General features: G+C 63.2%; 8 protein-coding genes. 3 read left to right on the top strand and 5 right to left on the bottom strand.

Annotated elements, in window-relative coordinates; translation table 11 throughout:
• Positions 1 to 22: 22 nt before the first annotated feature.
• Entirely contained in the window at positions 23 to 3613 is a 3591-nt protein-coding gene (gene mfd, locus B9A12_RS00245) for a transcription-repair coupling factor (RefSeq protein ID WP_084055543.1), read from the bottom strand.
• 149 nt (positions 3614 to 3762) lie between these two features.
• Between mfd and selA the strand changes: the two genes are divergently transcribed.
• Positions 3763 to 5196, top strand: coding sequence for an L-seryl-tRNA(Sec) selenium transferase (selA, locus tag B9A12_RS00240; RefSeq protein WP_084055542.1), 1434 nt, complete (start codon positions 3763 to 3765; stop codon positions 5194 to 5196).
• 13 nt (positions 5197 to 5209) lie between these two features.
• Here the strand turns inward: selA and B9A12_RS00235 are convergent, their stop codons facing one another.
• Positions 5210 to 6439, bottom strand: a complete 1230-nt coding sequence (locus B9A12_RS00235; RefSeq protein ID WP_212636772.1) for an MFS transporter — start codon at positions 6437 to 6439, stop codon at positions 5210 to 5212.
• A 245-nt stretch (positions 6440 to 6684) separates the two neighbouring features.
• On the opposite strand from B9A12_RS00235, the gene B9A12_RS17840 reads away from it, so the two are divergent.
• Positions 6685 to 7002, top strand: a complete 318-nt coding sequence (locus B9A12_RS17840; protein WP_084055541.1) for an IscA/HesB family protein — start codon at positions 6685 to 6687, stop codon at positions 7000 to 7002.
• A 231-nt stretch (positions 7003 to 7233) separates the two neighbouring features.
• On the opposite strand, the gene B9A12_RS00225 is transcribed toward B9A12_RS17840, so the two are convergent.
• The 3 genes from B9A12_RS00225 to B9A12_RS17720 are packed head-to-tail and all read right to left on the bottom strand — an operon-like array spanning position 7234 to position 10166.
• Positions 7234 to 8889, bottom strand: coding sequence for an ABC1 kinase family protein (locus tag B9A12_RS00225; protein WP_084055540.1), 1656 nt, complete (start codon positions 8887 to 8889; stop codon positions 7234 to 7236).
• Positions 8890 to 8905: 16 nt separating this feature from the next.
• Positions 8906 to 9235, bottom strand: coding sequence for a phasin family protein (locus B9A12_RS00220; protein ID WP_084055539.1), 330 nt, complete (start codon positions 9233 to 9235; stop codon positions 8906 to 8908).
• Between the two features lie 40 nt (positions 9236 to 9275).
• Positions 9276 to 10166 carry a DnaJ domain-containing protein gene (locus B9A12_RS17720; protein ID WP_084055538.1) on the bottom strand — a complete coding sequence of 297 codons (891 nt, stop codon included), beginning with the start codon at positions 10164 to 10166 and terminating at the stop codon, positions 9276 to 9278.
• A gap of 226 nt (positions 10167 to 10392) precedes the next feature.
• Here B9A12_RS17720 and B9A12_RS00210 point away from each other — a divergent pair, with 226 nt between their 5' ends.
• Entirely contained in the window at positions 10393 to 11766 is a 1374-nt protein-coding gene (locus tag B9A12_RS00210) for an HDOD domain-containing protein (RefSeq protein ID WP_084055537.1), read from the top strand.
• Positions 11767 to 12134: the final 368 nt, after the last annotated feature.

Here is a 12134-nt window from a genome sequence, read left to right as displayed (position 1 = left end):
GTGGCCGGGCAAGTTTCTAAAATCACTCACTAACCTGCCTATCAGACCTGATGTCACTACCATGTTCCACCAACACTTGCAAGATCCTTTTCAGCTTGGCCACGGTGGTCAATCCGCCCCGTCCGCCCATTTCGATCGTCAGTTTGCGCGTCCCTTCCAGACGGACGAAGCACTTCATCTCGCGCAGCAGGTTCTGGACGGCGTCCAGGTTCACCGGATCCAGGAAGGTGAAGGAAAAGAGCTCCTGTCCTCCGTCCAGACGGGCCACTCCAAGCTGCTGCATCATGAGGCGCATGCGGGCCAGGAGCAACAAGGCCTTGGCTTCGTCGGGCAGGGGCCCGTAGCGATCCCGCCATTCCCGGGCGGTGTCGTCGATATCGTCTTGCGTCTTGGCTCCGGACAGCCGTTTGTACGCCACCAGGCGCTGGTCGGCGTCGGGGATGTAGGCGGTGGGCAGATAAGCCGCCACCGGAATGTGGATCTCCGGATCCAAGGGCGCCTCCTGGGGCTCCTCCCCCCTGAGCCGCCGCACCGTCTCTTCCAGCAGTTCCAGATAGAGCTCATAGCCCACGGCGCTGATGTGGCCGGACTGGGCGGAACCCAGGATGGCCCCACCGCCCCGGATCTGCAGATCGTTCAAGGCGATCTTGAACCCGGAGCCCAGTTCGCTGAAATCCATGAGCGCCCGCAGCCGCTTTTGGGCGTCCCGGGTGACCAGATGCTCTCCGGGGATGAGCAGATAGGCGTAGGCCTGCTCGGAAGACCGGCCCACACGGCCCCGGAGCTGGTAGATCTGGGCCAGGCCCATCTTGTCCGCCCGGTTGATGATGATGGTGTTGGCCGCCGGTATGTCCAGGCCGGATTCGATGATGGTGGTACACACCAGCACGTCCACCTTGCGATTGACGAAGTCCATCATCACCTTTTCCAGTTCCCGTTCCCGCATTTGGCCGTGGGCCACCCCCACGCGCGCTTCCGGAACCAGGGACCGGATCCGGGCGGCCATCTGCAGGATGGACTGCACATGGTTGTGCACGAAGAAGACCTGCCCGCCCCGTCTCAACTCCCGGTGGATGGCCTCCCGGATGGTGAATTCGTCGAACTTGCACACGGAGGTTTCCACGGATTTGCGGTCCTGGGGGGGCGTTTCGATGGTGCTCAAGTCCCGGATTCCGGAAAGGGCCATGTGCAGGGTACGGGGAATGGGAGTGGCGGTGAGGGTGAGCACATCCACGGACACCCTCAGTTCCTTCAAGCGCTCCTTGTGGCGGACGCCGAACCGTTGTTCCTCGTCCACGATGAGCAGTCCCAGGTCCTTGAAGCGCACGTCCTTTTGGAGGAGGCGGTGGGTGCCGATCACGATGTCCAGCGCCCCGGAGCTCAAGCGTTCCAGGATCTGCTTTTGTTGGGCGGGCGAGCGGAAACGACTGAGCACATCCACCGTGACCGGAAAGTCCTTGAGCCGCTCGGAGAAGGTGGCGTAGTGCTGTTCGGCCAGGACCGTGGTGGGCACCAGCATGGCCACCTGTTTGCCGTCCAGAACGGCCTTGAAGGCGGCCCGCAGGGCCACCTCCGTCTTGCCGTAGCCCACGTCCCCGCAGATCAGCCGGTCCATGGGCCGGGGCGAACACATGTCCTGGAGCACGTCTTCGATCGCCCGTATCTGGTCGGGAGTCTCGTCGAAGGCGAAGCGGGCTTCGAATTCCCGGAAGTAGTTGTCCGGCGGTGTGAAGGCAGTGCCTTCCCGCACCTGCCGAAGGGCGTAGATCTTGAGCAGTTCCCGGGCCACCTTCTCGGCGGATTCGCGCGCCTTTCTCTTGACGTTTTCCCAGGACTTGCCGCCCAGTCTGTCCACACGGGGTTCCTGGCCTTCCACCCCCAGGTACTTTTGCACCTTGTGGAGCTTGTCCACGGGCACATAGAGGCGGTCTCCATCCTGGTATTCCAGGTTCAGGAAGTCGCTTTCCATGCCGCCCGCCTTGAGATGGACCAGGCCCTGGTAAACCCCGATGCCGTGATCCACGTGGACCACCAGATCCCCCACGTGGAGATCCTGGAACGAGCTGATGAAAACGCCGGCCAGGGGCTTGGAATCGCGGCGGCGCCACAAACGTTTTCCGAACACCTCGGACTCGGCCACGAGCGCCAGCCGTTGGGCCGGCCAGATGAAGCCGGCCCTCAAGGGACCGACGGAAAGGTAGAGCTCCCGGCCTTCCGGATTCATCCCCAGGGCCAGCTGGGGACCGCGCACGGCCCCCTTCACGTCCAGCCCGTAATTGGCCAGGAGGTCCTTGAGGCGCAACGCCCGTTCCTTGGCGTCGCAGACCACCACCGTCGCCAATCCCTCCTCTTGCCATTGGAGCAGTCGTCGCGCCAGGGGTTCCAGCAGCCGCTCGCGCTTGGGATGGCTCTGGACGGCCAGCTTCAGCTCCTCCTGGTCCCGGACGCCCACGTTCAGGTGGATTGCCGCCTGATCCCGCTCCGTGACAGCGTTGATCCACACATTCTGGAACCGTTCGCTCGCCCGCTCCACCGACTCCGGTTCCAGGAAGAGCTCCTCGGCGGGCCGACGCCACTGGTCGGGATCCTCCCGGGAATCCCATTCCCAGATCGTTTGGCTGTGGGTCTCGTGCAGGCTCTTTCGCACCTGGCCCAGATCCGACCAGACCACCAAGGCATCGGAAGGCAGGTAATCGAAAAAGGAGACCAGCTCCTCATAGAAGGCGGACAAAACGGGCTCAAAAGCCGCCAGCTGGTGCCCCTCTTCCAACTTGTCCATCCACACGTTGGCCACCGACGGACTCAGGCGCCCGGAGCTGATCTCGCCCAAAAGAACCTCCCGGGCCCGGGCCTTGGCCGCATCGTCCAAGATGATCTCGCTGGCCGGCAGCAACAGCACCTCTTCCAGCGCCGCCAGGGACCGCTGACTGCCGGGATGGAAGATGCGGGCCGCGTCCAGTTCCGGGCCGAAAAACTCCAGCCGCAGGGGCCAGGGGTACAGGGGGGCATAGATATCCAGCACGCCGCCGCGCCGACTGAAGTCCCCGTATTCTTCCACCAGGGGAACGGGATAATAGCCGCGGGTGACCAGGCGGGCGCACAAGTCATCCACCTGGATCTCTTCGCGCAGCACCCGGTATTCGCTTTCCCGTTCCAGGATCTGGGGCGGTATGAGCCGTTCCAGGAGCGCCAGGGCCGAAGCCACCACGATGGGGGGATCCCCGGCATGGCGCAGGGCCCAGAGTGTTTCCAAACGGCGGGCCACCCCTTCCATCTTTCCCAGCACCTGGGCGCGGTGCCCGGACCGGGAAGAAAAGAGGCGCACCCGCCGGGAGAAGGGGTCCGCCGGGCGGATCTTGTCCCCCCGAAAGTAGCGGATCTCTTCGGCCAGGGCTTCCGCCTCCTTGTCGGTGGGGGTCACCACCACCACAGGGCGATGGTGCGAATCGGGAAGACGGGCCACCCACAGGGCCAGGGCCTGCGAGGGCAGTCCGGCCAGGGAAATGGGAGAACGCCTCTCGTGAAGGATTTGGTCAAGTCGGGGAATGGAAAGGGAGCTTTCCGCGTCGAATCCCGAAGCCGGCACGGGATTGCCTGGATGGTTGATTTGCAATGTGCTCTGCCACCTCCTGCCTGAAATATCTCGTGCACCTTAATCCCGAATCGGTCTCAGGGCAAGGCGCCTGCCGCACCGGGTGTTGGACTTCCCCGGAGCGTCGTCTATAATGGCGCGACTCCAACACCGCACAAGAAAGGCAGACCATGGACTCCAACAGCAGGGCAAGCAGACAGGACCTCTTGAGACAACTTCCCGGCGTGGATGAACTCCTGAAGCAACCCCCCGTAATGGAGGCGCTGGCCCATATTCCGCGGAAGCTGGTGCTGGAGAGTATCCGCGAAACGGTGGACGGCGTGCGGCGTCACATATTGGCCGAAGAGCCCCCCCCATCCATCTCCGTGGACATCGGGCAGCTGGCCCAAGAAGCCGCCACCTTGGCCGAAACCAAGAACCAATTCACACTGCGCCCGGTTGTGAACGCCACGGGCATCGTGGTGCACACCAATCTGGGCCGTTCGCTGTTGGCCGGCGAGTCCCTGGCAAGATTGCAGGAGGTGTGCCGCACCTACAACAACCTGGAATACGATCTGGCCGCCGGACGCCGGGGATCCCGCTACGTCCACGCCGAAGCGGTGCTTCGGGAGATCACGGGCGCCGAAGCCGCCCTGGTGGTGAACAACAACGCGGCGGCCGTCTTCCTGGTGCTCAACACACTGGCCAAGGACCGGGAAGTCATCGTGTCCAGGGGCCAACTGGTTGAGATCGGGGGATCGTTCCGCATCCCGGACGTCATGGCCGCCAGCGGGGCCATCCTGCGCGAGGTGGGATGCACCAACCGAACCCACCTGCGCGACTACGAACAGGCGATCACGGAACAGACGGCCCTGCTCATGAAGGTCCACTGCAGCAACTACCGGGTGATCGGCTTCACAGCGGAAGTGTCCATGGAGGAGATGGCCCGGCTAGCCCACAGCCGGGGACTGCTGGCCGTGGAGGACCTGGGAAGCGGCTCCCTGGTGGACGTATCTCCCTTCGGACTGCCGGAAGAACCCACCGCCCAGCAGGCGCTCAAGGCCGGGGCGGACGTGGTGACCTTCAGCGGCGACAAGCTCCTGGGAGGGCCCCAGGCCGGTATCATTCTCGGGCGCCGGGACGCGATCGAACGCTGCAAGAAAAATCCCCTCACGCGGGCACTGCGCGTGGACAAGATGACTCTGGCCGCCCTGGAAGCCACCCTGCGTCTCTACCGGGACGAGCGGCGGGCCTTCTCGGCCATTCCCACGCTGCGCATGATCGCCACGCCCCTGGAAGAACTCCACCAGCGTGCGCAAGACCTGGCACAGGCGATCAGCGCCTGCGACCTGGACCAACGCCTTACGATCCGGGTGGAAGAGAACTTTTCTCAAGTGGGCGGCGGGTCCCTGCCGGAAAGGAACCTGCCCACCTACGTGGTCTCGGTCCAGTCCTCCCATTGGAGTGCGGCCAGGATGGAGCAGCGCCTCCGTTCCCACACGCCGCCGGTGATCGGACGCATCGAAGCGGATCGCTTTCTCATGGACGTGCGAACCCTCCAGCCGGGCGATTCGGAAATCCTTCGGGACGCATTCCAAGCCCTTTTGAGCACGACCGAACAATGACCGGCCGGGGAGGTCACGGCCCCCGCAGGCCGCCCCGTCGGGGCAGGGCCCACAGGGCCAGCAGGGCCATGGCGATGAACAGAAGGCCCGTCGCCAGAAAGGTGGCCCGGACGCCGAAGGCATAGGCCACGCCGGATCCCACCAGCGGCGCCAACGCCCGGGACCCGGAGATGACGGAACTGTCCAGGCCGTAGACCGACCCCTCCTCCCCCGGCAGGGTGTAACCGGCAAGCAGGGAACTCAAGGCCGGCAGGGTCCCCCCCAGCGCCGCACCGCACACGGCCTGCAACCCCAGCAGCTGCCACGCATTTTCCACCAGGCTCTGGGGCAGGTAGAAGAGACCCGTCGCCAGGGAACACAGAATCAAAACCCGCCCATGCCCGATGCGATCCCCCAGGCGTCCGCAGGAAACGGCGGTCAGAGCCCCCATGAGGGAAGCGCTGGCGAAGACAAGCCCCGTAAAAGTGTTCACCTGGGCATCCTGCTCCAGAAGGCTTTGGATGAAAAAGGGCGCCACGGGAACGATCATCATCCGGCCCAGATAGGTCATGAAGCGCAGGATATAGGCCATGGAGACCCCCGGCCGCCCCAGCACCTGGCGCCAGCCGTTCCACAGGCCCTGCGTCAGTCCCGGATCCCCCGCGTCCTCGGAGCGCTGGAAGACCTCACGAACTCCCACCGCCACCAGAAGTCCTGCCAACGTCAACAAGACGGCGGTCACCTTGAAGGCCATCCGGTATCCCCACCGATCCGCCAAGATGCCACCCAGCAGAGGTCCGACGGCAATTCCCGCCGTGAGCCCCACCTGCAGGACCCCCATGGCATAGCCGATGCGGCGGCGCGGCGCCGATGCGGCCACCAGGGCATTGGCGGCGGAGATGGTGCCCGTGACCATCCCCTGCACCGCTCTCAGGGCCACCAGCTCCTCGGCGGACCGCACGTAGGCCATGGCCAGGAGGACCAAAGCCCCGCCGAACAGAGACCGCTGAACCATGAGCTTGCGGCCGAAACGGTCCGCCAGTCCCCCCCAGACGGGCGCCGCCACCATCATGGTGAGGGCCTGTGCGGAAAAGACCATCCCGGCCATCCATTGCAGGTCCATGTGCCAGGCAGAACCCAGTTCCTGTACATAAAGCGGAAGGAAGGGGAAGATGACGGAAAAGCCGACCGCGGAAAGCAGTTGGGCCACAAACATGATCCACAGGGTCCGCCGCCACTGGATGTCGCCGTTGAAATCGTTCAATCGAACCCGGCCCCTTTCTTGCCTCTTGGAACGGATGGAGTGCCGTCCTGCATCCGCATACCCGCCGCATCACTTTCCCGGCACGAACAGTCTACCCACTTCGGGCCCGCAGGCAAGATCCCCGTGCCAGGGTTGGCCAAGATTGTTGGAGCCGACACGCTTTTGCACCTGTCCTTTGCTTGACAGCGCCTCCGTTTATGACTACATGCAGAGTGCAACAAGAAAATCAAAGAGAGGAGCACCCGATGGTTCAAATCACGCCGAAAGCAGAAGAGGTCCTGAACCAGTATTTTCAGGACAAGGAAGTGAGCCCGATTCGAATCTTCCTGCAACAGGGAGGATGAAGCGGTCCGTCGCTGGCAATGGTTCTGGATGAACCTACGGAAGCGGACGAGATTTTCAAGGTCAACGGTTTCACCATGGTGGTGAACAAGTCCCTGCTGGACTTGACCAAGTCTCTCACGGTGGACTTCGTGGACCAGGGCGTTGTGTCCGGTTTCAGGGTCCTGTCGGAAGTACCCATCGGCGGGGGCGGTGGATGCGGAACTTCCTGCAGCTGCTGATCCGGCCCAAGGTACGATGAACGCGCGGGCGGAATTCCCAGTGGGAATTCCGCCCTTTCTTTTGTCTCCACACCCCTGCCCGCCCGGAAGAAGACGCTCGGAACGGCCCCGCCCGGTCGGCTGTCTGAAAGGACAGGATCCCGCCTTTTCCATGGTGTTTTGGCGCCCTACGGGAGCGGCCGGTTTGCTTGGCCCCACTCAACGGCCCATGGGAAGCGCGCCGGTAGGTGCTCAGTAGCGGCGGGAACGCAAGATGGTGATGACCAGATAGAGCCCCAGGACGCCGGAGACCAGATAGCCAATGATGCCCAGGGCCGGGTAGCCGAAGAGGAAGGGCTTGACGCCCGTGGTGATGATCATGGAAGAGCCGATGATCATGGCGGCGATAATGAGCGCCAGTGTCAGCCGGTTGGACATGTTGTCCAGGGTCCGGCGCATGTCCCCCAGGTTCTCGTGGCGGAACCGGACTTCCAGATCCCCCCGGCCGATCTTGTCCAGGATCTGCACAAAGCGGGGCGGCACCTCCCGCTGCATCTGCGCCATGTGCCGGAGGCTCCGGCGCACTCCGCGAAGCAGCTCCGACGGATGCCAGCGCTGCGCGGCCAGGTGCTTCACCTTCCCTTCCGCCTCGGCGATCACGTTCAGATCGGGAGCCAACTCCCGGGCGGTGCCCTCCGCCGTGATCAGGGAACGAACCATCATGGCCAGGTCCGACGGGAGATAGAGGCGATAGTCCCGGAGCAGGTTGGACATGTCCATGAGCAGCGCTCCCAGGTCGAACCGACCAAGGGGGACGCCGTGGTAGGCATCCAGCAAGTCCAGCAGCTCCCGGTGCAGGAGATCATGGACCTCGTCGTGGCCCCCTCGAACGAAGGCCAGCAGGATCTCCAGAACCCGTTCGCTGTCTTTGGCCACAATGGCATGGATCAGGTCGATGAGATCATGGCGCGCGGGCCGCGTCAGCCGTCCCACCATGCCCCAGTCCAGAAAGCACAGACGGCCGTCATCGGTGACCAGGATGTTGCCGGGATGGGGATCGGCGTGGAAGAATCCGTCTTCCAGGATCTGCTTGATCATGGCCTTCAACCCACGTCGGGCAAGCTGCCGCCTGAGATCGCGGCCATCTTGAAGCATCACCTCGGCCAGGCGACGTCCCTGCACCAGCTCCATGGTGAGGATCTGCCGGGTGCAGTGCTCCTCCATCACGGCGGGAGCGAAAACATCGGGGTGCTGCCGAAAGTTGGACCGGAAGATGCGGATGTTTCGCGCCTCCAGGGTGAAATCCAATTCGCGCAGCATGGACCGGCGAAGCTCTTTGGCCAGTTTGGGAAGTTCGTAAACCCGATAATCCTCCACCCTCTCGTGGACCTCGTGGGCGATGGCCTCCAGAATGTAGAGGTCCTTCTTGATCACCTGCCGGATGCCCGGTCGCTGCACCTTGACGGCCACGGGCATGCGTTCTTGGCGCAGAACGGCTCGATGCACCTGCGCCATGGAAGCCGAGGCCAAGGGCTCTTCCTCAAACTGGACAAACACCTCCTTCAAGGGGCGTCCCAGGCCCTGTTCCACGACGGTCTTCACCTGTGAAAAAGGCACGGAAGCCACTTCATCGCGCAGCTTTCGCAGTTCCTGGATCAGAGGATAGGGAATGAGGTCCGGCCGCAGGCTCATCATCTGGCCGAACTTGATGAAGGTGGGGCCCAGATCTTCCAGGGCGTGGCGGACCCGCTCCCAGGTGGTCATGGCCGCCTTGGCGGGATCCCGTGGGCCCAACAGGCGCTGGGCGGGAAAGCCCAGTCGGTCCAGGACGTCATCGAAGCCGTAGCGGATCAGGATAACGGCGATGTCCTTGAACCGGCCCAGATGGGTGATGGCCCTGAATTCCACCCGTCTCTCCCCCGGGTTAGGTTGTTTCTTCCGTCGTCTTCCGCGCTTCCAGCATGGCCAGCCGCGCTTCCAGATTGTCCAACCGGTCCTTCAGGGCCTGTACCTCATGACGGCGGGCCAGATCCAGACGATCCACCGCCTTCTTGACGGACTCGGACAAAGAGCCTTGTACCTCTTCCCAGTGCTTTTCACCGCTTTCGATGAGTTCTTCCGCCAGTTTTTCCGCTTCTTCGCGCGACAGCTTGCCCTCTTCCACCAATTCCCGGGTCGCCTTCTCCACGCGCTCCTTGGTCACCACGGCAGCCCCCAGGCTGGCCATGAGACTCTTTTTGATCAGTTCAAGCATGACGGTTCTTCCTCCCCTTCCCTGCTTCCCTCAAAACGGTTCATAGGCCTTGGACCCGCACCTCCAGGTAGGCATCCCCCCGGGAGGCGCCGCCGTTATGGGCCAGAGGCCGCCCCATGTTCTTGAGCCGAAGGCGTGCGCCATGGGTCACCCCGGCGGGGATTCGCACCGACACCCGGCGGTTATCCAGGTGGGGGAAGGCCACTTCCACCACCGTCCCCCGCTGGGCGTCCGCGGCGTCCAAGGTGAGCCGATAGACCACGTCGCCTTCCCGGTGCTCCCCCGGTGAAGAGCCGCTCACCAATTGGAGGGCCTTGTTGAGAAGCCGCTTGCCCGCCCTTTTGCCCGCCTGCCAGAGCAGGGAGGCCCCCATTTTCAGCAGGGGCTTCACCAAAGAAGGTGCCTGGGGGATGTCCCCCGCCTGGCGTCCCACTCCCGGGCCAACCCCGGGCCCACCGCTGTTGGAATACCGGTAGACCCGAAAGCCGCCCGGACCGTTCCACGTGCCGCCACGGAAGACAAAGGCCTGGTCGCCGAAGAAGAAATTGTTGAAGAAACGCTCGTCAAAGCGGAATCCCATGCGTTCGAATTCCTGTTGCATCTCCCGAAAGATTTCCTGGGCCTGCCGGCTCATGAAAAATTCCCGGAGGATGTCTTCCTGGGTGTAGGAAAATCCCGCACCCTGCATCCCGGGGCTTCCTTGGCCGCGGAAGCCCATGCGGCGGTATTGATCGTATTCAGCCCGTTTCTGGGGATCGGAAAGGACGGCGTAGGCCTCGTTGATCTTCTTGAAACGTTCCTCCGCCTCCTTGTCCCCCGGATTGTGGTCCGGATGGGTCTCCAGGGCCAGCTTGCGGTAGGCCCTCTTGATTTCTTCGTCGCTCGCTTCCGGTGCAACACCTAAAAGGGCGTAATAATCGTTGGGAGCCATGAATCCTTCCTTCCAACCGTCAAAGAATTTGTCATCTCAATTATGTACATTAGGCATTCCGGTGTCTGTTGGCAATGCCAACATGGCTGCCTTGAGATCGGGATCCGACTGTTTTTTCTTGCAGAAAGGCCCGTGACGGGATAATTTTCCATAGGACAGGCCAAGGGGGTTGCCAGGCCTTCTTGACACCCATGGAAAACCTCACGAGAGACTCAAAGGCGCCATCATGATGCCTCGCTTGGGAAGGAACCGCCACGAGCGCCGCCAGATCGTCCCGTCCGGGGAGTTCATCGTCCGAGGGGCCGGTGAAGTCATTCTGGAAGCCTATCTGGGAACCTGCGTGGGCGTGGCCGTCTGGGACGAACAGGCTCGGGTGGGAGGTATATACCACGCGCTTCTGGGAGAGCCCCTGGTTCCGGGCATGGAATCGGCCAATCCATGCCGTTACGCCGTTTCCGGCCTGCCCGTTTTCGTGGACGCCCTCCTGGCACAAGGAGCCCAGGCGACGAACTTGAAGGCCGCGGTGGCCGGCGGCGCCATCGTGGAGCCGGGCGCTGACGTTCAGCTCGACCTTCAGATCGGTTCCAAGACACTGGAACGGGTCACCTCCTTCCTCGAATCCACTGACATCCCGGTGGTCCTGGCGGAAACCGGCGGGACCTTCACCTGCGCCCTCTGCCTCGACTGCGGTTCCTGGAAGCCGCACATCCGGCCCATTGCCGCCCCCTGTTCGGACGCATCCGCATCCCAGCCCCCTTCCAAGTTGGGCGAAGAGGACCTCTTGAACCTGATGGAGCAGTTACGCCCCATCCCTCAAACCGCCTTCAAGATCCTCAACCTGCTTCGCAAGGAGGGCGCGGACCTGAGTGAAGTGAGCCGGGAGATCAGCCGGGACCAGGTGCTGGCGGCCCGGCTCCTGGCCCTGTGCAATACCCCGCTTTTCAGCCCCTCCAGCAAGGTCACATCCCTGGATCGCGCCGTGGTGCTTCTGGGAGAGAACCGCGTCCTGCAGATCGCCCTCACGGTCATTCTCTCTTCGGTCTTTCCCTCGGCCCCGGGCGGCTATTCCCTGTGCAAGGGAGGACTCTTCCAGCATGCGGTGGGGACGGCCCTCATCGCCGAACACCTGGCCAAGACGACCGGAGGCTCCCCCGCAAGCGCCTATGTCAACGGTCTGTTGCACGACATCGGCAAGGTGGTGCTGGATCAGGCGGTGGCGCCCCACGCTCCCCTCTTCTACCGGAACACCCTGCAAAACGACCGTCCCCTTGTGGAGGTGGAAAGAGAAGCCTTCGGCATCGATCACGCCACGGCCGGAAGCCTCTTCGTCCGCCGCTGGGACCTGCCCGATGGAATCCTCCATGCGGTGAGCCGCCATCACGATGAGACCTTTGCCCAATCCCAGGAAACCGACGGGGCGGTGCTCGTGCTGGCCGACTTCATCGCCAACCGCTTTCTGGGCGGACTGCAGCTGGAGCGTCCCAATCTGAAACCGGTGGCTTCCAGCCTCAACACGCTGGACCTCAACAGCGACGGATTGGAACGGATCGTGGATTCCCTGCCGCTGGAGTCCATCCGACGCCACGCGACCGGCTTTTAGACGGCGGTCCGATCACGCCCTTGGCCCCTCCCGGAAAACCACTCCCATGAAGCACGCCGAGCACGCGGCGAACCCCGCCCGGCCTCCCCACCGGCCAAAGCCCCGGTGCTCTCTCCCCCCCACCCGTTTCAATTTCCCCGGACAGAGAACCGGGATCCGTCCTGCCTTTCGACGCTCCCACAGAAGGGAACCCATGAGCTCATCTTTTGACCGGGGCGTGGGACCTGAAGCGCTCGTCGTCTCAAGTTCCAGATCGGGGGAACTTTTTCGCCAGTTTCCTGCCGTTCCCAGGCTGTTGGGTCACGATAGCGGCCTTGCGTAAAAGGCATCTGCTCTTCCAGCCGCTTCCTGCCGGCCCCTCACGAACC

The sequence above is a fragment of the Desulfacinum hydrothermale DSM 13146 genome (genome assembly GCF_900176285.1).
Classification (GTDB): Bacteria; Desulfobacterota; Syntrophobacteria; order Syntrophobacterales; family DSM-9756; genus Desulfacinum; species Desulfacinum hydrothermale.
This window is presented reverse-complemented; position numbering and strand designations above follow the sequence as displayed.